Here is a 21,257-nt window from a genome sequence, read left to right as displayed (position 1 = left end):
TTTGATGAGCGGCGGATCACTCCGCCGCTATTCTGCCTGCCATATGCCGGTTCTTCATCAGCTTGTAGATGACGGAATCCATCAGCGCCTGGAATGAGGCGTCGATGATGTTTTCGGATACGCCGACCGTCCACCAGCGCACGCCGCTACTGTCGGTGGATTCGATCAGAACGCGAGTGATGGCCTCCGTGCCGCCGTTGAGGATACGCACCTTGAAATCGGCAAGCTCCAGATCGTCGATCTCATGCTGGTATTTGCCGAAATTCTTGCGCAGCGCCAGGTCGAGCGCATTGACCGGGCCGTCGCCCTCGGCGACCGACATGATGGTCTCGCCGTCGACGATGATCTTGACCACCGCTTCCGAGACGATCTTCACCCGGCCGTGGGAATCGAAGCGGCGCTCGACCATGACGCGGAAGCCGTCGATCGCGAAGAATTCCGGGATGGTGCCGAGCGTGCGGCGTGCCAGCAGCTCGAAGCTTGCATCCGCGCCTTCGTAAGCATAGCCCGTCGCTTCACGCTCCTTGACGATCTGGATCAACTGATCAAGCTTGGGATCGTCCTTGCCGACCTCGATGCCGCGCCGCTTCAGGGCGTTGATGAAGTTCGACTTCCCGCCCTGATCCGACACCATGACCTTGCGGAAGTTGCCGACGCTTTCCGGCGGCACGTGCTCGTAGGTGCGCGGGTCCTTCAGCAGCGCCGAAGCGTGGATGCCGGCCTTGGTCGCAAAGGCCGAGGCGCCGACATAGGGCGCTTGATGGTCCGGAGAGCGGTTCAGCAGCTCGTCGAAGGCGTGCGAAAGGCGGGTGAGCCCGACGAGCCGTTCCGCATCGATCGTGGTTTCGAAGCGCTCGCTATAGGCCCTCTTCAGCGCCAGCGTCGGGATCAGCGTGATCAGGTTGGCATTGCCGCAGCGTTCGCCGATGCCGTTCAAGGTGCCCTGGATCTGCCGGACGCCGGCCTCGACCGCCGCAAGCGAATTGGCGACCGCCTGCCCGGTGTCGTTATGGGCATGGATGCCAAGACAGTCCCCGGGAACGCCGCAGGCGATGACTGCCTCGACGATGGCGCGGACCTCCGGCGGCTGCGTGCCGCCATTGGTGTCGCAAAGCACGACCCAGCGCGCCCCGGCGTCATAGGCGGTCTTCGCGCAGGCCAGCGCATAGGTCGGATTGGCCTTGTAGCCGTCGAAGAAGTGCTCGCAGTCGACCAGGGCTTCCTTGCCGGCGCCGACAGCCGCCTTGACGCTCTCAGCAATGCTTTCGAGATTCTCCTCGTTGGTACAGCCGAGAGCCACCTTGACGTGATAGTCCCAGCTTTTCGCCACGAAACAGATGGCATCGGATTTCGCCTGCAGGAGGCTGGCGAGGCCCGGATCATTGGAGGCGGAGACGCCAGCGCGCTTCGTCATGCCGAAGGCGACGAAGGAGGCGGAATTCGTGCGTTTCTCGTTGAAGAACGCGGTATCGGTCGGGTTGGCGCCGGGATAGCCGCCCTCGACGTAGTCCAGGCCGAATTCGTCCAGCATGGTTGCGATGGCAATCTTGTCCTCGACCGAAAAATCGATGCCGGGCGTTTGCTGCCCGTCGCGGAGCGTCGTGTCGAAGAGATAGATTTTTTCGCGTGTCATACTGTTTCCTCCGGCGAACCGGTTTTGATAATGGAGTGCCCCTCATCCGTCCTCTCTCGGTTTCGCCTTGCTAAACCGTTCGAGTCCACCTTCTCCCCGTTTACACGGGGCGAAGGGGCTTTTGAGGTCGTTCCCTCTCCCCGCGTGCGGGGAGAGGGTTAGGGTGAGGGGCCTTACTCGGCCTATGCTTTCCCACCAAACTTATCCGTGGCACGGATCAGCTGATCGAGAATGCCCGGCTCGGACGAGGCATGGCCCGCGCCCTCGATCAGATGAAACTCCGCTTTCGGCCAGGCCTTGTGCAGCGCCCAGGCATATCTCGCCGGGCAGGGCATATCGTAGCGGCCATGGACGATGACGCCGGGAATGTCCTTCAGCTTGTAAGCGTCGCGCAGCAGTTGGCCTTCCTCGAGCCAGCCGGCATTGACGAAGAAATGGTTCTCGATGCGGGCAAAGGCATGTGCATATTCCGCATCCTCGAACTGGGCGCTGACGGTGGGCTCCGGGAGCAGGGTAATCGTTTCGCCTTCCCAGATCGACCAAGCCTTGGCGGCCTCCAGACGGGCTGATTTGTCGGGATGCGTCAGCAGGCGGTGGTAGGCGGCCATCATCTCATGCCGCTCTTCCGGTGGGATGGGTGCCACGAAGCGCTCCCATTTGTCGGGGAACATCTCTGAGACGCCGAACTGATAATACCAGTCGAGCTCGGCTTTCGTCAGCGTGTAGATGCCGCGCACGACCAGTTCGGAAACCCGCTCCGGATGCGTTTCGGAATAGGCGAGCGCCAGCGTCGAGCCCCAGGATCCGCCGAAAACAAGCCATTTCTCCGCGCCGGCCATGTCACGCAGCCGCTCGATATCATCGACCAGATGCCAGGTCGTGTTGGCCTCGAGGCCAGCATGCGGCGTCGAGCGCCCGCAGCCGCGCTGGTCGAACAAGGTCACATCGTAAAGCGCCGGATCGAACATGCGGCGATGGCTCGGCGAGATGCCGCCGCCCGGCCCGCCATGCAGGAAGACGGCCGGCTTGGCGCCCGGAGTTCCCACGCGTTCCCAATAGATCACATGACCGTCGCCGACATCGAGATGGCCGGAGGCATAGGGCTCGATTTCGGGATAGAATGTCCGCAGTATCTCGGTCATATTTTCAGCCCCTCGGCCGGCCAGACGTCCGTATCGTGATCGGGGTGCTGGAAGGAAATGATCTGCTCCTGCCGCGAATAGAAGTCCGGATCCTGATGGACGGGCTTTTCGAAGATCGTCTCCACCCAGGGCAGGCGCGAGGCATGATTCACCTGGATCTGCGGCGCGAGATCGTCGCGCTCGTCGAAAGCGCCGATGGCGATTTCGAGGCCGCCGGGATGACGGTAGGTCAGCGGCGTGCCGCAGTTCTTGCAGAAGCCGCGGTCGATATTGACGGAGGACTGGAAGTAGCTCGGCTCGCCGCGCGTCCATTCAAGGCCGTCTTCAGGTGCCGTAACAAGCGCGGAGAAGAAGCTGCCGAACTGCTTCTGGCACATGCGGCAATGGCAGATCGAGGGGCGGCCGAGCTGACCGCGAATGCGGAACCGCACCGCGCCGCATTGGCATCCTCCGCTTCTGGTGGCTTCAGTCATGGCGCTTCTCCTCTGGCCAGCTTGAGGTATCGTGATCGGGATGTTGATGATTGGATAGTCGGATCGACACCGCACGATCAGAACCATCCTCATCTGGTTCCGCCGGCAATACATCCAGTGCATGGAACCATGGCATCTTTGCTACGAGGTTTGATTGCGCGACGGGTTGGACCGTCGCCGGCTCATCCAATGAACCAAGTGTCACATTGATGGAATCCGTGCCGGGAACATCATAAAACAATGGGGTACCGCAGGTGCCGCAAAAGCCGCGACGCACAAGATCCGACGAATGAAACCATGAAGGTTCACCACGCGTCAGCTCGAAATCAGCACGTTTGGCATTCCCCAGTGGCAGGGCGTAATTGCCGGAAGCCTTCTGGCACATGCGGCAATGACAGAGATGGGGATAGCCGAGGGCGCCGGTGGCGCGATAGCGAACCGCGCCGCATTGGCAGCCACCGCTATATGTCTCCGCGATTGTCATTTGTCAGCCTCCGGTGGCCATGCCGCCGTATCGTGATCGGGATGCTGGTTGGACACAAGCTCCAGCACGAAGGGCGCCTGTTCCGCGTCCTCTTCCGTCCGGTGCCCCGGCAGCAGATGCAGCCCATCGACAAAGCCGATCTTGGCTTCCGTGCCATATTGCACGACGGGCGGCAGCTTCGAAGGGTCGTCGAAGGCGCCGGCGGCCACGGCAATGCCATCCGGCGCCTCATATGTCAGCGGCGTGCCGCAATCCCCACAGAAGCCGCGCTTCACATAGTTGGACGATTGGAAGGTTTTGCGTTCTCCGCGCGTCCACGCGAGTTCGGCGCCGCGCGTCGAGACCAGCGGCGCATAATAGGCGCCGAAGGCCTTCTGGCACATGCGGCAATGACAGATCGACGCGTCCTTCAGCTCACCCCGCACCAGGAAGCGAACCGCGCCGCATTGGCAACCGCCGGTGTAGGTCGAGGCGGTCATGCCTTATCCTTTCCAGCGACGATGAGGATATGCATGCAGACATTGTCTATGTCTTTCAGGACGTCGTCGTTCCAGAAACGCAGGACGATCCAGCCGTCGGCTTCGAGCCGGCGGGTACGAACCTGATCATAGGTCTGATCGCGACCATTGCCATGCTGGGAGCCATCGACTTCAACGATGAGTTTTTCAGTGGGGCAGGCGAAATCGACGATGTAGCCGGCAATGGGCAGCTGGCGGCGGAAGCCAAGGCCCATGAGGCGATGGGCGCGCAATTCATTCCAGAGGCGCAGTTCCGCATCGGTTATGACGTTGCGCATGCGCCGGGCATTGCTTCGAGTTTTCGGCGGGACTGGAGTGTGCGGCAAAGTACCCCCCTCTGTCATTTCGTGACATCTCCCCCACAAGGGGGGAGATTGTTCGCGGCTAACTCTGCGCTCTCGATATCCGTCCGAAAGGGTACGGCGATCTTTGGCTGCTGCAGCGGGTGTTAGCTTTTGGTTGAAGACGCGCGGCAAACTCCCCCCAATCTCCCCCTTTGTGGGGGAGATGTCACGAAAGTGACAGAGGGGGGTAACGAAGCTCACCGCTTGACCTCCCAAGTCGTGATGCGCTCGCCCGTCACCGCATCCTTGCCATCCTTCAACTGGATGCCTCTTGCCGCAAGTTCTTCGCGAAGCTTGTCGGCTTCGGCGAAGTTCTTCGCCTTCAGCAGTTCTAGCCGCTGGCGCACCTTGGCATCGATCTCGGCAACGACGGCTTCGTCGACCTCGGCCTTCTTCGGCAGCAGGCCGAGAAGATCGGCACTGGCCGCGAAGACAGGCAGAAGGCTCGCATCAGCATTGGCCGCCTGTGCCAGCGCGTGCAGTGCCTGGATGGCGGCAACGGTGTTGAGGTCGTCGGCGAGGGCGGCGAGGATCGTTGCATCCGGCGCAGCACCGCTGGCATCCGCCGCCGGCCATCTGGCGATCAGCCGTTCGGCTTCCTCGAGCCGCTTGACGGAAAAGTCGATCGGCTCGCGATAATGCGTCATCAGCATGGCAAGCCTGAGCACTTCGCCCGGCCATGTCCGGCCGCCGAGCTTTTCCGTCTGCAGCAGCTCATGGATGGTGACGAAATTGCCTTCCGATTTCGACATCTTGCGGCCTTCGACCTGCACGAAGCCGTTATGCATCCAGACATTCGCCATCGCATGCGTGCCGTGCGCGCAACGCGACTGGGCGATTTCGTTCTCATGGTGCGGGAAGATCAGATCGAGACCACCGCCGTGAATGTCGAAGACATCGCCGAGATAGCGCCCGCTCATGGCCGAGCATTCGATATGCCAGCCCGGACGGCCGCGGCCCCACGGGCTTTCCCAGCCGGGCTCGTTCTCATCCGACAGCTTCCACAGCACGAAATCGCCGGGGCTCTTCTTATGTTCGTCCACCGCGACGCGGGCGCCCGCCTGCTGCTCATCGAGATTGCGCTTCGAAAGCTGGCCGTAATCGGCCATCGACTTGGTGTCGAACAGCACTTCACCGGCAGCCCGGTAGGCATGACCCTTTGATATCAGCGTCTCGATGATTGCAATCATTTGCGCGATATTGTCAGTCGCGCGCGGCTGCACCGTCGGCTCCAGGCAGCCCAGCGCCGTCGTATCCTCGCGATATTGGCGCTCGGTCTTCTCCGTCACCAGGCGGATCGCCTCGTTCAGCGGCAGGCCTGGATGATCTCGCAGCGCGCGCGCGTTGATCTTGTCGTCGACATCGGTGATGTTGCGGACATAGGTGACATGGCTTTCGCCATAGACATGCCGCAGCAGCCGGAACAGCACGTCGAAGACGATGGCCGGGCGGGCATTGCCGATATGGGCGAAATCATAGACCGTGGGGCCGCAGACATACATGCGGACATGATCGCGATCGATCGGCAGGAAATCGACCTTTTCGCGTGTCAGCGTGTTGTAGAACTTCAGTTGCGGCTCGGCGGCCATGTCACTCTCCCAAACGCATAAATCCGAAAAATAGCGTCACCGGCAGGCCGGACGTTTGTCATCTTGGATTTTGGGAGACGAAAACGGCCAGGCCAGCGAAACGCTAGCGAATAATTTTCCGGCAGATAATGCAGATAACCGTTTTCATGGCAGGCTTTATCGCTCGACTACGGTGATTGGTCAAGAGCCCAATCTCTCCTTCTCCCCTCGGGGAGAAGGTGGCCCGAAGGGTCGGATGAGGGGGCGACAGGCGTTCGTTCGGAGCGCCCCGAGCGAAGGCGAAGCGTAAGCCTTACGGCGAAACACTCAACGTGTGCTGCGCGCATATTGCGCCTGCGCGAAGGTGTTTTTATTCCGGCATCCGATAGCCGACGAGCTTGTTCTCGCGCACGATGAAGAGCTTGCCGGTTTCAGTCACGTCAGGGCCGGTGAGCGGTAGGATCGCCTGAGCGACTTCGCGGGGATGCGGCAGCGTCTCCGGATCTTCGCCGGGCATGGCCTGGGCGCGCATGGCGGTGCGGGTCGCACCGGGGTCGACGCTGGTAATGCGCAGCGGCGTGCTTTGCGTTTCCCCGGCCCAGGTCCGCGCCAGCGCCTCGACGGCGGCCTTGGATGCGGAATAAGGTCCCCAGAAGGGCCGGCAGCGATGGGCGGCAGCCGACGACAGGATGACCGCGCGTCCGGCATCGGAACGCATCAGCAGCGGCTCGACCGAGCGGATCAACCGCCAGGTGGCGGTGACGTTGATGGTCATCACCTTCTCGAACACCTTGGCCTCGACATGGCCGATGGGCGAGATCACGCCGAGCACGCCAGCATTGGCGACGAGGATATCGAGCTTGCCCCAGCGTTCGAAGATCGAGCCGCCGAGCGCATCGATGGCATTCATATCGCCGAGATCGAAGGGAACGAGCGTCGCGGAGCCGCCGGCAGCCTTGATGGCATCGTCCAGTTCCTCAAGTCCGCCGACCGTGCGGGCGCAGGCGATCACATGCGCGCCGGCCTTGGCCAGTTCCAATGCCGTGAAATAACCGATGCCGCGCGATGCGCCCGTGACGAGGGCGATCTTGTCCTTGAGATTGACGCTCATGCTGTCCTGATCCGAATGCGTGGAAAAGAAAAAGGGGGCAAGAATGCCCCCGTCAACCGTCGCCTGGCTCAGCCGTTGCTGGCGAGAACGGAAAGCTTGCGCACGTTGCTGGTGCTTTCCTTGTCGAGCAGGCGGGTGGGATAATCGCCGGTGAAATAGTGATCGGTGAATTGCGGCTGCGCATTGTCGCGCGGCTCGCCGCCGACAGCCCGATAAAGGCCGTCGATCGACAGGAATTCCAGCGAATCCGCGCCGATGAAATCGCACATGGCCTTCAGGCTGCTGTATTGGTTGGCGAGCAGCTTTTCGGCGTCCGGCGTGTCGATGCCGTAGAAGTCCGGATGGAAGATCATCGGGCTGGCGACGCGGATATGCACCTCGCGGGCGCCGGCGTCGCGGATCATCTGCACGATCTTCACCGATGTCGTGCCGCGCACGATGGAATCATCCACCAGCACGACCCGCTTGCCCTCGATGATGGCTCGGTTGGCGGAGTGCTTGAGCTTCACGCCGAAGGCGCGGATCTGCTGCGTCGGCTCGATGAAGGTGCGGCCGACATAGTGATTGCGGATGATGCCGAGTTCGAAGGGAATGCCGCTCGCCTGGGCATAGCCGATCGCCGCCGGCGTGCCGCCGTCCGGCACCGGCACGACGACATCGGCCTCGATGGGAGCTTCCTTGGCGAGATTGATGCCCATGTTCTTGCGCGCAACATAGACGTTACGGCCGCCGACGACGGAATCGGGGCGGGCGAAATAGACATATTCGAAGAGGCAGAGCCGCTCGGGCTTCGGAGCTTCGGGCTTGCGGGCATCGATGGTGATCGAGCCGTCGGGCTGGATCTCGCAGATGACGACCTCGCCGTTTTCGATGTCGCGGACGTATTTCGCGCCGATGATGTCGAGCGCGCAGGTTTCCGAACAGAAGATCGGCTTGCCGTCGAGCTCACCCATGACCAGCGGCCGGATGCCGATCGGGTCGCGGGCGGCGATAAGCTTCGTGCGCGTCATGGCGAGCATCGAATAGCCGCCTTCCATCTGCCTGATGGCATCGATGAAGCGGTCGGAGGAGGAGGCCTGCTTGGAGCGGGCGATGAGATGCAGGACGACTTCCGTATCCGAGGTCGACTGACAGATCGCGCCGTCGGCGATCAGCTGCCGGCGCATGGTCAGGCCATTGGTGAAATTGCCGTTATGGGCAATCGCGATGCCGCCGACTTCCAGCTCGGCAAACAGTGGCTGCACGTTGCGCAGGATCGTCTCGCCTGTCGTTGAGTAGCGCACATGGCCCATGGAGCGGTCGCCGGGCAGGCGGGCCAGCGTCGCGGGGTCGGTATAGTGATCGCCGACGAGACCCATCCGTCGCTCGGAATGGAAGCGCTGACCATCGAAGGAAACGATGCCGGCCGCCTCCTGGCCGCGATGCTGCAGGGCGTGGAGACCGAGAGCCGTCAGCGTCGCCGCGTCCGGATGTCCCAAAATGCCGAAGACGCCGCATTCTTCATGCAGCGTGTCGCCGTCGATGTCGTCCTCGATGGAAACGGAATGGTTCATGGCTGCGGGCCTTTGCTCTCAACGTGGACGGATCGGGGCGGCGTCACGAGTGACCATTAAAATAGCTCAAAATCCGGCCGGAAAAAATATCGGGCCGGATCTTCTATCGTCACGCCGCTCAAATGGCGATTCTCGAGCGGCAGGTCAAGCCTGTAAACACACCGTCAATTGTTTGTCTGCGGCGCGGGCGCATCATCCGACGGCGCGGTATCGTTCGGCGCGGCGTTATCGCCACTCCCACGCTGCTGTTGGTTCGGCGCGATCTTGTTGAGGATCTCGGCCGGCAGCCTTGCCTGAATGTCTTGTGGAAGCGCTGCGGTCAGCTTCTCAACCATCGAATCGAGGAACGGCTTGGACTTGGCGTTGTTGACCCAGTCCGGACGGGCGGCCGGAGCCACCAGCCAGTTCCAGAAGGCGACAACGACAACCATCAGGAGCAGGCCGCGGGCCGCGCCGAAGAGGAAGCCGAGCGTCCGGTCGAGCGCGCCGATGCGGCTGTCGATGATGAAATCGGCAATCCGGATGGTGATGAAGGAAATGATGATCAGCGCCAGCAGGAAGATGACGGCGGCCGAGGCGATCGTCGCGATCTTGGTATCGGCCTTGTATTGCAGGGCATAGGGAACGAGCAGCGGATAAAGATAGTAGGCGGCGACTGCGGAGCCGCCCCAGCTGACGATCGATAGGATTTCGCGCGAAAAACCGCGAACCATGGCCAGAACGGCGGAGAAGAGAAGAACGCCGATAACAATACCGTCGAAAATCGTAATGGGCATCTACAATCCACTTCAAGACTTGCCAAACCTTATGGTCGGCATCGGCCTCAATCATGAGCCTCTTCTTCGCCAAGAACGGCTGAAGTAAGGCTCAGTCTTCGTCTTCCGCGCGCTTGAGCGCGCCCTTCGATCCAGCAATGCGCGCCACCAGATCCGGCAGGCTGTCAATCTCGCTCCAGCGTCCGCCGTTGACCTTTGGCAGGTCGGCGGAAGCGGCAGGCAGGACGGCCCCGGAAAATCCCAGCTTCTCGGCTTCCTTGAGGCGCTGGGCGGTGTGCGCAACCGGCCGGACGGCGCCCGACAGGCTGACTTCGCCGAAATAGACGCAATCGGCGGGCAGGGCAAGACCGGCCAAGGAGGAAACCAGTGCAGAAGCGACGGCAAGGTCCGCAGCCGGCTCGGAAATGCGATAACCACCGGCAATATTGAGATAAACATCATGCTGGCCGAGCCGCACGCCGCAATGCGCTTCCAGAACGGCGAGAATCATCGAAAGGCGTGCCGAATCCCAGCCGACGATGGCACGACGCGGCGTGCCGAGCGATGTCGGCGCAACCAGAGCCTGCACCTCGACCAACACAGGGCGGGTGCCCTCGATGCCGGCAAAGACCGCTGCACCCGGCGACTTTTCGTTGCGCTCTCCGAGAAAGAGTTCGGACGGGTTGGCCACGTCGCGCAGGCCGGCGTCGGACATTTCGAATACGCCGATCTCATCGGTCGGGCCGAAACGATTCTTCACCGTGCGCAGGATGCGGTAATGATGGCTGCGATCGCCTTCGAAATAGAGGACGGCATCGACCATATGCTCGACGACGCGCGGTCCGGCGATCTGGCCATCCTTCGTGACGTGGCCGACCAGCACCATCGCGGTACCCGTCTGCTTGGCGAAGCGGATCATCGCTTGCACGCCGGTGCGCACCTGCGTGACGGTGCCGGGCGCGGATTCGGCAAGCTCGCTCCACAGCGTCTGGATGGAATCGATGATGACGAGATCCGGCCGCTTGCCTTCGGAAAGCGTCGCCAGAATATCCTCGACATTGGTTTCCGCCGCGAGCAGCACTTCCGTGTCGGCCGCCTTCAGTCGCTGGGCGCGCAGGCGAACCTGCGCCACGGCCTCTTCGCCGGAAACATAAATGATCTTGTGCCCGCGCCGGGCGAGCGCTGCCGCTGCCTGCATCAACAGCGTCGACTTGCCGATGCCGGGATCGCCGCCGACCAGAACGGCCGAGCCGCGGACGAAACCGCCGCCGGTCGCGCGGTCGAGCTCGGACAAGCCGGTATGGATGCGTGGCGCTTCCTCGATCTCGCCCGAAAGCGTCGTCAGCGTGACAGGCTTGCCCTTCTTCGGCGTCTTGGCCGGACCGCCGCCGATCCCACCCAACGGATCTTCCTCGACGATGGTGTTCCATGCGCCGCAGCTGTCGCATTTGCCGGCCCAGCGATTGTGGACCGTGCCGCAGTTCTGGCAGATGAATTGTGTGCGGGCTTTAGCCATCGGATGCTGTTCTCAAACTTCGAATGCGTTGCTTTCCGCGACGAATCGCGATCGGCTGTCAGATAATGTCTTTGCCGGCCTATCAAAACTAATGATTTCCGTATCAACGACGATCGTGTCAGCTTTTATGCCGGGTTTTATGGATGATGATCGATGTTTGACTACACACTTGCTCACTGGATCGGGTTTCTGACCGCCGCAACACTCCTTAATCTGTCGCCGGGGCCGGATATCGCTTTCATTCTCGGTCATACGATCAGAAGCGGCATGCGCTCCGGCTTTGCGGCGCTGTTCGGGATTTGGAGCGGCGCGTGCCTGCACGTACTGATGGCGGCTGCCGGCCTTTCGGCGATCCTGGCCGCTTCCGCGCTGGCCTTCTCGACGGTCAAGTGGATCGGTGCCGCCTATTTGATCTGGCTCGGCATCCAGGCGCTGCGCTCGAAGGGCGAGGGGGCGTGGATCAAGGAGGCGGGCGGGGCCTTGCCCTTTAGCCGCATCTATCGGCAAGGCATCATGGTCTCGCTACTCAACCCGAAGGTTGCGATCTTCTTTCTGGCCTTCCTGCCGCAATTCGTCGTCGAAGGCGCCGGTCCGGTCTGGGCGCAGCTTTTGCTGCATGGCAGCCTGATCATCGTCGTGGCCGCCTTCATCGAACCGCCGCTCATACTGCTTGGCGGCCGACTGAGCGAAGCCCTCCGACGCAATCGCCGCCTCGGCCTATGGCTCGATCGCGGTCTCGGCACGCTGTTCGTGGCTCTCGGCCTCCGGCTGGCCATCAGCGCGCGCTGAGGCTATTCCTCGACCTCTTCCGAGATATACCGGCGCTCGTGCCGCAGCCCCAAGCTGGTCAGCATCTCGTAGCCGATCGTGCCAGCCGCCCTTGCGGCCTCGTCGACCGATATGTTGCTGCCGAAGAGCTCGACATAGTCGCCGGCTTTGGCCAGGTTTTCCGGCAGGTCGGTGACATCGAAGATGGTGAGGTCCATGGTGATGCGGCCTGCAACGGGCACCTTGTGGCCGGCGATAAAGCCATGACCGCCTGGGATGCCGGTCTGGCGCAGCGGCACGCCGCCGCTCGACTGGCTGCGCACGTAGCCGTCGGCATAGCCTGCCGAGACGATCGCCAGCCGGCTGTCGCGGGTCAGTTGAAGCGCGCGGCCATACCCAACGGTTTCGCCTGATTTGACGGAGCGGGTCTGGATGATCCGCGCCTCCGCCGTCGCCACTGGACGCATCGGATTGGCCATGCCGGGAACCGCCTCGCCGCCATAGGTGGCAATGCCGGGACGGGTGAGATCGAAATGATAGTCCGATCCGAGGAATATGCCGGCCGAATTGGCAAGGCTCGCCTCGATGCCTTCGAAGGCGGCGCTGACCCTGCGGAAGGCCTCGAGCTGTTGCTTGTTCATCGCATTGGACGGATCGTCGCCACAGGCGAGGTGGCTCATCACGAGGACAGGCGCAAAGCTTGCGGGACGGGAAACGTCGTCTGCAAGCGCGATCGCATCATCCATCGGCAGCCCGAGCCTGTTGAAGCCCGTGTCGACCTGCAAGGCGCAGGGATAGTCGCCATACTCCGATAGCACCGCCATCCAGAAGGTCAGCTGCTCCTCCGAAGCGATGACGGGCACGAGGTCGTTTTCGAAGAACCGGCGCTCCATGCCCGGCCAGATGCCGCTCAGCACGAAGATGCGCGCTTCCGGAGCATAGAGCCGCAAGGTCGCGCCTTCGTCGGCGGTGGCGACGAAGAAATCGCGCGCGCCGGCGGCGTAAAGCGTTTCGCCGATATCCTCGATCCCCAGCCCGTAGGCATCGGCCTTGACGACGGCTGACGTGCGGGCCTTCCCCGAGCGGCGCGCGAGGTCGCGCCAGTTTTCGACAAGCGCGCCGAGATCCACCGTCAGCCGCAGGCCGGCGGAAGCGAAAGCATCGTCGTCATTGAAATTATCTGTCATGGAGCGTCCTGAATAAGGAAATGGCCGGAGATGATTTGGCTTGAGCCAGGATACTGGTCGTCGATGAAAAGAAAAAGTGCTGCGAGGCATGTATGCGAAATCAGGCAAAACTGTCGCCACATTTCTATAGATTCCGGCCTCAGGTCGGAAACCAACAGGCTGCTTCGAGGCATGAATTAGCTGAAGAGCAGGCCTTCAGGCACGCAGCGTGCATCATCTTGAAAGTAAGCTGTTGTAGGCTTTAGTTCCCGGGATGATGGCTATTTCGGAATAGCGGCGACGGACAGTGCCTCGCTGGCAATCACCAGAATAGGACTCAGTCGTTACGCCATCTCACCGCCCATGAGGCGGTATCGCGATCAGGATGCTGGTTGTTGCTCGACTTGATCGCCGCAGCCCAATCGGCGCCGTTATTTTCGGTCACACCGGTATTTTCCATGCCCGTGATCGTATCGAACCATGCCACCATATTCTCGGTGCAGGTATTGGCGTGCGGCGGGAAGGCGTGCGGATCGTCCAGCGAACCGATCATCAGGTTGGTGCGGCCGTTTTCGAGGTGATGGAAAAACAACGGCGTGCCGCAATTGGCACAGAAGCCACGCTCGACAAGCTCCGAGCTCTTCCAGACACTCGGCTTGCCGCGTGTCCATGTGAGCGCATCATCGGGCGCGGCGACGAGTGCGGCAAAGATGTTGCCGGAGGCTTTCTGGCACATGCGGCAGTGGCAGAGATGCGAATTGTCGAGCATAGCGCTTGCGTGATAGCGCACGGCACCGCACTGGCAGCCGCCGCTCACCTTCATCTCGATGCGTTTCAATTTGTCTTCTCCTCCAAGGGCGGGTTTGGGCTTAATGTTTTTTAGGTTTTCATCTTTTGATCGTCCAGCAGAATGACGGATCCGATCACGCCTTCTCAAGAATGCGCGCAGACAGGCAGATACCAGCCTTTCTCATATGCGATCACTTTTATTCAAGACGCGCGGGAGCCGGACCGCTAATGTGCTGACATGCAGAACGTTTCGCAGAAAGAGGCGGCTGACGCCATGCCGCTTGCCAAGGTGGAATCGACCCGCTTCTGGCGGGACGGTCGCTTTCGCGGCATGGAATGCCTGAGCGCAAGCTTCGTGACGCATGAATATGCGCCGCATGCGCATGACACGTTCAGCATCGGGGCGATTGAACGCGGCAGCCAGATCGTCACATTGCACGGCAGGCGGGAGGAAACCGGACCGGGCGATCTCTATCTGGTCAATCCTGACACAGTCCACGACGGCGCTCCGGGCGGCGAAGGCTATCGCTACCGCATGATCTACCCGGACACGAAGCTCTTCGTCGACATTCTGGAAGACGTTACGGGCAAAGCCTTCAACGCGACGCCCTCTTTCGCCAGTTCGCTGTCGCGCGATCCGCAGCTTGCCAGCGCCTTCCACAAGGCGCACCGCACACTCGAGAGCGGCGCCGGCGCGCTGGAATCCGATGAAAGCATGTTCTCGGTGCTGGCGGCGCTCTTTGCGCGCTACGGTAGCATGATCGTTCTGCCCGTCGATACCAAGGAGCGGAGTGCCGTCGCCCGCGCCCGCGATTACCTCATTGAGAATTTCGACAGTGATATCGGATTGGAGGAGTTGGCCAAGGTCGCGGGGCTGAGCCGCGCGCACCTGATCCGCGCTTTCCGGAGGGAGTATTACATTACGCCCCATGCCTTTCTGACTGACCGGCGCGTAATCGTTGCCCGCCGATTGCTCAGAGAAGGCCGCATGCCGGCCGATGTTGCCGTGGAATGCGGTTTCGCCGATCAGGCGCATTTCACCCGCCACTTCAAATCGCGCACCGGCGTCACTCCGGGCCAGTTCCGCGTCGGCTAGCGCATTCTTGCTTCTCCTTGAATCGCGAAAACGCTGCACGCTTTTCCTGAAAATGCTCCAATCACTTTCGTTCAATACAGCGCCGGTGGGCGTCGGCTATCTCTCCGTCATTGTTGATGTGGAGGTTGCCAATGTTGCAGCAAAGCCGGCCGGCTGGCGAGTTCAAAGCCGGGATGCGTGCCATTTTTCCGCTGATCGTCGCCGTCCTGCCGATCGGCCTCGTGTTCGGCGCGGTTTCGGCGACCAAGGGGCTTTCGCCGCTGGAGACCACACTGATGAGCGCGCTCGTCTTCGCTGGCGGTTCGCAATTTGTGGCGATGGATATCTGGGCACATCCCGCAAGCTGGATTGGCGCCGGCTTCGCGGCCCTGCTCGTCAATGTCAGGCACTTGCTGATGAGCGCTTCGATCGGCGTGAAGATACAGTCTTTCTCCGGCGTCAAACGCTATAGCGCCATGCTGTTTCTCGCCGATGAGATTTGGGCCATGGCAGAATTCCGCGCAGGTGCGACGCGGCTCACGCCCGCCTGGTATGCGGGCATCGTCACGCCTTTCTATTTGGCATGGGTCGGCTCGTCGCTTGCGGGCGCTTTGCTTGGCGCCTTTCTCGGCGATCCCGCCGTCATCGGTCTCGACTTCACCTTTCCGGCCGTCTTCATTGTGCTGGTCATGGGTTTCTGGAAAGGGCCGGAAACCGGCGCCGTGCTTGCCGCAAGCGGCGTTGCCGCCGTTGCGGTCCACCAGTTCGTGCCCGGTGTCTGGTATATTGCAGCCGGCGCACTGGCGGGGCTGGTGGTGGCTTTCTGGAAAGGCAGAGCGCAGGAGCAGACGGCATGACGCTCGATCTCAACACTCTGCTCGCCATCCTCGCCATGGCTGCCGCAACGATCTTCACCCGTGTTGGCGGTCTCGTCTTGATTCGCTACGTTAGGATTGACGAGCGCCGGCGAACCGCAATCGAAGCCATTCCACCGGCCGTGCTGATGGCTGTCATTGCCCCGACAGCTTTTGCTGCCGGCTGGGCGGAGACGCTGGCCTGCGCCGCCACCGCAATCACCTCCCGCCGCTTGCCGATGCTGGCAAGTGTTGTTGTCGGCGTTGCGACGGTGGCTTTGCTGCGGGCTGCGGGACTCTGAAGCGTTTCCGGAAAAAGCGCGTAGCGGTTCTCCCTCCCAGCGGAACATTGACGCGGCAAGCTTCTCGTCAGTGTTCCTCATACTGAATGAAGGAGGAATCGGCGAGATCGGCAAAGCGGGTGAATTCCGACTGGAAGGCGAGCCGCACCGTGCCCGTCGGTCCGTGGCGCTGCTTGGCGATGATGACATCGGCCGTGCCCTTCACGCGCTCGAACTGTGCTTCCCATTCCGCGTACTTCGGATCGGTCACATCGCGTGGCTCGGCATTCTTCACGTAATATTCCTCGCGGAACACGAAGAGCACCACGTCGGCGTCCTGCTCGATCGAGCCGGATTCGCGAAGGTCGGAAAGCTGTGGCCGCTTGTCTTCGCGGCTTTCGACGGCGCGCGAGAGCTGGGAGAGCGCGACGATCGGAACGTTCAGCTCCTTGCCGAGAGCCTTCAGGCCCGTGGTGATTTCGGTGATTTCCTGGACGCGGTTTTCCCCTGCCTTCTTGGAGCCGGTCATGAGCTGCACGTAGTCGACGACCAGAACATCGAGACCGCGCTGGCGCTTGAGACGTCGGGCGCGGGCAGCAAGCTGGGCGATGGAGATACCGCCGGTCTGGTCGATGTAGAGCGGCACCTTCTGCATCATCATCGAGCATGCCACCAGCTTCTCGAAATCGGCATCGTTGATGTCGCCGCGGCGGATCTTCGATGAGGAGACTTCCGTCTGCTCGGAGATGATACGGGTGGCGAGCTGTTCGGACGACATTTCCAGCGAGTAGAAGCCGACGACGCCACCGTTCTTCGCTTTGGTCGAACCATCTGCCTGCACCTCGCCTTCGAAGGAGGCGGCGATGTTGTAGGCGATGTTGGTGGCAAGCGAGGTCTTGCCCATGCCGGGGCGGCCGGCAAGGATGATCAAGTCGGAGCGCTGAAGGCCGCCCATCTTGCTGTCGAGCGAATGAATGCCCGTGGATATCCCCGAAAGACCGCCGTCGCGCTCCTTGGCGACGGCCGCCATGTCGATCGCCAGCGCCACCGCGTCGTTGAAGGCTTGGAAGCCGCCATCGTAGCGGCCGTTTTCGGCGAGTTCGAACAGCCGGCGCTCGGTATCCTCGATCTGCGTCTGCGGCGGCATATCGAGCGGCGCGTCGTAGGCGATATTGACCATGTCTTCGCCAATGGTGATCAGCGCTCGGCGCAGCGCCAGGTCGTAGATGGCGCGGCCATAGTCTTCCGCATTGATGATCGACACGGCTTCGACGGCGAGGCGCGCCAGATATTGGGCGACCGTCATATCGCCGACCTTTTCCTCCGCCGGCAGGAAGTTCTTGATGGTGACCGGGTTGGCGGTCTTGCCCATGCGGATGATGTCGCCAGCGACCTCGAAGATCTTCCGATGCAGCGGCTCATAGAGATGGACGGGCTTCAGGAAGTCGGAGACGCGATAATAGGCATCGTTATTGACGAGGATGGCGCCGAGAAGAGCCTGTTCCGCTTCGATATTGTTGGGCGCTTCGCGATAGTGCTGTTCGGCGGGAGCAATGGCGGCGAGCTTGCGCGCAGCTTCGTTCATTTTCCATCTCTTCATACTTTAGGGTGTCGACTGGTTTGCGACGATCCAATGTCATGGTCAACCAAGCAAATGCGCGGGGCGGAGCGAACGGAATAAATCGGCCTCGGCTATCAACGTTGTTCCACTCGTCCACAGGGACAAGTTTCCGCCACGTAAAAAATCCCTTGTCGCCACTTTGCAACGCAAAGATCGACACACGAATCACCTAAGCAAACCATCAGTGGGGAATATTTTAGCTGGGTCTTTCGCTGTGTACATCAGTTGTTGCGGCTATCATGCTTGAAAAGCTACGGAAATCCGGTTATTCCCTATTAATTAGGGTAGGATGCTAATAGTATAAAGTTGCAATAATGTCCGGTGCGCCATCAAGACAAGAGCTTTTCGACGACCTTTTTGCGTTCAATCGCAAGCTGAGGGCGGCCTTCGACGCGCTCGTTCGCGAACATGGCATGACCCTTTCCCGCGCCAGGGTTTTTCGCAAACTCTCCCGTCGGGATGGGATCAACCAACGGGAACTCGCTGACGAGCTGGAGCTTGAGACGCCGACGCTCGTGCGCATCCTCGATGCCATGGAGGCGCAGAACTTCATCGAGCGCCGTGCCGACCAGTCCGACCGCCGCGCCAAGCATATCTTCATGACGGAAGCCGGAAAACTCGTCGCAGCCGAGGTCGAGGCTCTTGCCACCGGTGTGCGCGCGGATATCTTGGAAGGCATTTCGGACGAGGATATCGGCGTGGCGCTCAAGGTTGTTCGCTCCATGACGGCGAATCTCCAGAATGTGGGCAAATCATGAGGTAGTGCATGAGCGGTAATCCAGGCCTGGTCGCCAACGCGGAAGCCAACGCCGTCCCACCCGCTCCACCGCCTATGCCGGGCTGGAAAGTGCCGCTCTATATTGCGGCATCCGTCCTGTTCTTTCTGACCCAGGGCCTGGGTCTCAATCTCGCTTTCGCCAATCTGACCCAGATCCAGGGAACCATCGCGGCAACGACCACCGAATCCGCGTGGCTTTCCGCCGCCTATATGGCGCCCAATGTTAGCCTCGCCATTGCGCTGGTGAAGATCCGCCTGCAATACGGCATTCGCAATTTCGCCGAGGTCAGCATTCTTGGCTTCCTGCTTGCCTCGCTGCTCAATCTTTTCGTTTCCGACCTGCATTCGGCGATCGTCGTCCGGTTCCTCAGCGGCATCGCCGGCGCACCGCTTTCGACACTGGGCTTCCTCTATATGCTGGAGGCCTTCGAGCCGGCGAGGAAGCTGACGGTCGGCGTCAGCCTGGCGATGATGAATACGCTGCTTGCCGCTCCCATCACCCGCCTCGTCTCACCTTCGCTGCTGGACTACGGCGAATGGCGTGGCCTCTATACGCTTGAGATGGCGCTGGCGCTGCTCGTCATGCCGATCATCTATCTCTTGCCGCTCACGCCGCCGCCACGCGTCAAGGTCATCGTCCTGGGCGATATCTTCAGCTATCTGCTTGTGGCGATCGGCTTCGGCTGCCTGGCGGTCGCCCTCTCAGTCGGGCGCCTCTACTGGTGGCTGGAGGTGCCGTGGCTCGGGGTCGTATTGGCGATCGCCGTCGCGTCCCTGACCGTCGCCATCGTCGTCGAGCTGAGGCGCTCGACGCCGCTGATCGACGTTCGCTGGCTGCTGCGTCCGGAAATCCTGCACCTGACGGCGATCCTTCTGATCTTCCGCCTCATCGCCGCCGAGCAGACTTCAGTCCTCATGACCTTTTATCAGAATGCCGTCGGCCTGCTCTACGATCAGCTGGCAATGCTGTACTGGATCATTCTGGCCTTCTCGATCATCGGTGGACTCATCTGTACCGTCTTCATGATCTATGGGTTCAGCTGGCAGATCCAGTTCGTCGCGCTCATTCTGATGGGCGTAGGCTCGCTGATGGATTCGCAGGTGACGAACCTCACTCGGCCGGAGCAGATGTATCTCAGCCAGGCGCTGATGGCGGGCGGCGCGGCCCTGTTCCTGCCGCCCTCCATGTCGCAAGGCTTCAAGGCGGCGCTAAGCAAGGGGCCGCCTTATCTGGTGACCTTCTTTGTCGTCTTCACCTTCACGCAGAGCGTCGGCGGCCTCATCGGCTCGGCCTTCTACGGCACGCTGATCACCATTCGCGAAAAGTTCCATTCCGCCGTGCTGACCGAACATGTGCTTCTGACCGACCCGAATGTAGCCGATCGTGTCAGCCGGCTTTCATCTTCCTATGGCAAGGTGATCGGGGATAGCGCGCTCCTGAAGGGGGAGGGGCTGGCACTGCTCGGTGCGCAGGTCAGCCGCGAGGCCAACATGCTCGCTTATGGAGATGCCTTCTTCGTCGCTGCCGTAATCGCCTTCCTGTCGCTTGCCGGCCTCTCAATCCATGTCTTCTACCGCTTCGTCAGGGCTCGTCTGGCCGACGATGGGGTAGAGGTCGTGATATCCAACCCATGAGGATATGAAATAGCTCCATGTCGAGGCTCGTTCGCTCCCCCATCGAAGTCATCGCCGTTCTCGCTGGCATCGGCGGCATCATGCTGGTGCTTTACGCCTGGCATCTGCCGCCGTTCAAAACCTCCGTCGAAACCACCGACGACGCCTATGTCAAAGGCTATGTCACGACGATCAGCCCGCAGGTCAGCGGCTATATCACCGACGTACCGATCAAGGACTACAAACTCGTCAAGGAGGGCGATGTGCTCGCCCAGATAGACGACCGCATCTACAAGCAGAAGGTGGCGCAGGCGCACGCCACCCTTGCCGGACAGAAGGCGGCGCTTGCCAATTCGCAACAGCAGGAGCAGGCCGCGAAGGCCGGCATCGCCTCCAGCCAGGCGCAGATCGATAGCGCCAATGCTGCGCTCAAGCGCGCGCAACTAGCGGCCGATCGCGTAACGACGCTGGTCGCCAAGGGCGTATCGACAACAAGCGATTCCGAACAGGCACAGGCGACGCTGCAGCAGGCCCAGGCTTCGCTCAATCAGGCGAAGGCAGCGCTTGATGTATCGCAGCAGAACCTGACGACGATCATTGTCAACCGCGCGTCGCTCGAGGCCGGCGTCAGCGGCGCGGAGGCTGCCGTGCAGCTTGCCGATATCGATCTGGACAATACGACCATCAGGGCGCCGCAGGACGGCCGCGTCGGCGAAGTCGGTGTGCGCCTCGGCCAATATGTGACGCCCGGTACGCAGCTCATGGGGCTGGTGCCGAAGGATATCTGGGTCATCGCCAATTTCAAGGAGACGCAGCTCGACGGCATGAAGCTCGATCAGCCCGCCACGGTCTCTGTCGACGCGCTCGGTCATCGCCAGATCAACGGCCGCATCCAGCGCTTCTCCCCGGCGGCGGGTTCCGAATTCGCCGTCATCAGGCCAGACAACGCCACGGGCAATTTCACCAAGGTCGCCCAGCGCATCGGTGTCAGGATCAAGATCGAAGACGGCCAGCCCCTGACGGATAATCTGGCGCCCGGCATGTCCGTTGTCGTCTCGATCGATAAGGATTCGGCTCCGCTGCCGGAGCCTAGGGCCGGTGACTGACTAAAAAAGCCGCTCCATCCTCACCCTGAGGAGCGACGCCTCGAAGGGCGAGGATGGCCCTGCTTTCCGGCCAACAAAAAAGCCTGGACCGAAAGACCCAGGCTTCTT

21 protein-coding genes are annotated in these 21,257 nt (G+C 61.3%); 7 read left to right on the top strand and 14 right to left on the bottom strand.

Annotated elements, in window-relative coordinates; all coding sequences use genetic code 11:
- Positions 1 to 16: 16 nt before the first annotated feature.
- From cimA to radA, 11 genes are all read right to left on the bottom strand, one after another.
- A complete protein-coding gene (cimA, locus tag ACPYOP_RS10335; protein WP_481410292.1) occupies positions 17 to 1,633 on the bottom strand; it encodes a citramalate synthase in 1,617 nt (538 codons plus the stop codon).
- A gap of 182 nt (positions 1,634 to 1,815) precedes the next feature.
- Positions 1,816 to 2,775 carry a prolyl aminopeptidase gene (gene pip, locus ACPYOP_RS10330; protein WP_481410291.1) on the bottom strand — a complete coding sequence of 320 codons (960 nt, stop codon included), beginning with the start codon at positions 2,773 to 2,775 and terminating at the stop codon, positions 1,816 to 1,818.
- Entirely contained in the window at positions 2,772 to 3,248 is a 477-nt protein-coding gene (locus ACPYOP_RS10325; RefSeq protein WP_481410290.1) for a GFA family protein, read from the bottom strand. Before ACPYOP_RS10325 ends, pip begins: the two co-directional genes overlap by 4 nt.
- The gene (locus ACPYOP_RS10320) at positions 3,241 to 3,732 is read right to left on the bottom strand and encodes a GFA family protein (protein ID WP_481410289.1); all 492 of its coding nucleotides are present in this window, start codon (positions 3,730 to 3,732) and stop codon (positions 3,241 to 3,243) included. Before ACPYOP_RS10320 ends, ACPYOP_RS10325 begins: the two co-directional genes overlap by 8 nt.
- A complete protein-coding gene (locus tag ACPYOP_RS10315; RefSeq protein WP_481410288.1) occupies positions 3,729 to 4,211 on the bottom strand; it encodes a GFA family protein in 483 nt (160 codons plus the stop codon). Before ACPYOP_RS10315 ends, ACPYOP_RS10320 begins: the two co-directional genes overlap by 4 nt.
- Positions 4,208 to 4,528 (bottom strand): endonuclease domain-containing protein, encoded by a 321-nt coding sequence (locus ACPYOP_RS10310; protein WP_481410287.1) that lies wholly within the window; start codon positions 4,526 to 4,528, stop codon positions 4,208 to 4,210. Before ACPYOP_RS10310 ends, ACPYOP_RS10315 begins: the two co-directional genes overlap by 4 nt.
- Positions 4,529 to 4,791: 263 nt before the next feature.
- A complete protein-coding gene (gene cysS / locus ACPYOP_RS10305) occupies positions 4,792 to 6,183 on the bottom strand; it encodes a cysteine--tRNA ligase (protein WP_481410286.1) in 1,392 nt (463 codons plus the stop codon).
- Between the two features lie 349 nt (positions 6,184 to 6,532).
- Positions 6,533 to 7,273: an SDR family NAD(P)-dependent oxidoreductase gene (locus ACPYOP_RS10300; protein ID WP_481410285.1), complete on the bottom strand. Its 741-nt coding sequence runs from the start codon at positions 7,271 to 7,273 to the stop codon at positions 6,533 to 6,535.
- 68 nt (positions 7,274 to 7,341) lie between these two features.
- Positions 7,342 to 8,826, bottom strand: coding sequence for an amidophosphoribosyltransferase (purF, locus tag ACPYOP_RS10295; RefSeq protein ID WP_481410284.1), 1,485 nt, complete (start codon positions 8,824 to 8,826; stop codon positions 7,342 to 7,344).
- Positions 8,827 to 8,990: 164 nt separating this feature from the next.
- Positions 8,991 to 9,602 carry a CvpA family protein gene (locus ACPYOP_RS10290; RefSeq protein WP_481410283.1) on the bottom strand — a complete coding sequence of 204 codons (612 nt, stop codon included), beginning with the start codon at positions 9,600 to 9,602 and terminating at the stop codon, positions 8,991 to 8,993.
- Positions 9,603 to 9,693: 91 nt separating this feature from the next.
- Positions 9,694 to 11,097: a DNA repair protein RadA gene (gene radA, locus ACPYOP_RS10285; RefSeq protein ID WP_481410282.1), complete on the bottom strand. Its 1,404-nt coding sequence runs from the start codon at positions 11,095 to 11,097 to the stop codon at positions 9,694 to 9,696.
- A 153-nt stretch (positions 11,098 to 11,250) separates the two neighbouring features.
- Between radA and ACPYOP_RS10280 the strand changes: the two genes are divergently transcribed.
- Entirely contained in the window at positions 11,251 to 11,886 is a 636-nt protein-coding gene (locus tag ACPYOP_RS10280) for a LysE family translocator (RefSeq protein ID WP_481410281.1), read from the top strand.
- 2 nt (positions 11,887 to 11,888) lie between these two features.
- Here ACPYOP_RS10280 and alr read toward each other — a convergent pair whose 3' ends face one another.
- Together alr and ACPYOP_RS10270 are read right to left on the bottom strand one after the other, a co-directional pair.
- Complete coding sequence (gene alr, locus ACPYOP_RS10275; RefSeq protein WP_481410280.1) at positions 11,889 to 13,052, bottom strand: alanine racemase; 1,164 nt, start codon at positions 13,050 to 13,052, stop codon at positions 11,889 to 11,891.
- Positions 13,053 to 13,368: 316 nt separating this feature from the next.
- Positions 13,369 to 13,869 (bottom strand): GFA family protein, encoded by a 501-nt coding sequence (locus ACPYOP_RS10270; RefSeq protein ID WP_481410279.1) that lies wholly within the window; start codon positions 13,867 to 13,869, stop codon positions 13,369 to 13,371.
- A gap of 225 nt (positions 13,870 to 14,094) precedes the next feature.
- Between ACPYOP_RS10270 and ACPYOP_RS10265 the strand changes: the two genes are divergently transcribed.
- From ACPYOP_RS10265 to ACPYOP_RS10255, 3 genes are all read left to right on the top strand, one after another.
- Complete coding sequence (locus tag ACPYOP_RS10265; protein WP_481410324.1) at positions 14,095 to 14,916, top strand: AraC family ligand binding domain-containing protein; 822 nt, start codon at positions 14,095 to 14,097, stop codon at positions 14,914 to 14,916.
- Between the two features lie 131 nt (positions 14,917 to 15,047).
- Positions 15,048 to 15,752: an AzlC family ABC transporter permease gene (locus tag ACPYOP_RS10260; protein ID WP_481410278.1), complete on the top strand. Its 705-nt coding sequence runs from the start codon at positions 15,048 to 15,050 to the stop codon at positions 15,750 to 15,752.
- A complete protein-coding gene (locus ACPYOP_RS10255) occupies positions 15,749 to 16,051 on the top strand; it encodes an AzlD family protein (RefSeq protein WP_481410277.1) in 303 nt (100 codons plus the stop codon). The genes ACPYOP_RS10260 and ACPYOP_RS10255 overlap by 4 nt, the downstream gene beginning before the upstream one ends.
- A gap of 67 nt (positions 16,052 to 16,118) precedes the next feature.
- Here ACPYOP_RS10255 and ACPYOP_RS10250 read toward each other — a convergent pair whose 3' ends face one another.
- Positions 16,119 to 17,615 (bottom strand): replicative DNA helicase, encoded by a 1,497-nt coding sequence (locus ACPYOP_RS10250; protein ID WP_481410276.1) that lies wholly within the window; start codon positions 17,613 to 17,615, stop codon positions 16,119 to 16,121.
- 350 nt (positions 17,616 to 17,965) lie between these two features.
- Between ACPYOP_RS10250 and ACPYOP_RS10245 the strand changes: the two genes are divergently transcribed.
- Genes ACPYOP_RS10245 through ACPYOP_RS10235 form a run of 3 tightly spaced genes read left to right on the top strand, consistent with a single transcriptional unit; the run spans position 17,966 to position 21,149 of the window.
- Complete coding sequence (locus ACPYOP_RS10245; RefSeq protein WP_481410275.1) at positions 17,966 to 18,409, top strand: MarR family winged helix-turn-helix transcriptional regulator; 444 nt, start codon at positions 17,966 to 17,968, stop codon at positions 18,407 to 18,409.
- Positions 18,410 to 18,417: 8 nt separating this feature from the next.
- Positions 18,418 to 20,064 (top strand): MFS transporter, encoded by a 1,647-nt coding sequence (locus tag ACPYOP_RS10240; protein WP_481410274.1) that lies wholly within the window; start codon positions 18,418 to 18,420, stop codon positions 20,062 to 20,064.
- A gap of 17 nt (positions 20,065 to 20,081) precedes the next feature.
- Positions 20,082 to 21,149, top strand: a complete 1,068-nt coding sequence (locus ACPYOP_RS10235; RefSeq protein ID WP_481410273.1) for an HlyD family secretion protein — start codon at positions 20,082 to 20,084, stop codon at positions 21,147 to 21,149.
- The last annotated feature ends 108 nt before the right edge of the window (positions 21,150 to 21,257 follow it).

This window comes from Rhizobium sp. KNZ2-6A (assembly GCF_056755475.1).
The sequence above is the reverse complement of the archived record's forward strand: the minus strand, read 5'-3'. Positions and strand labels throughout refer to the sequence as shown.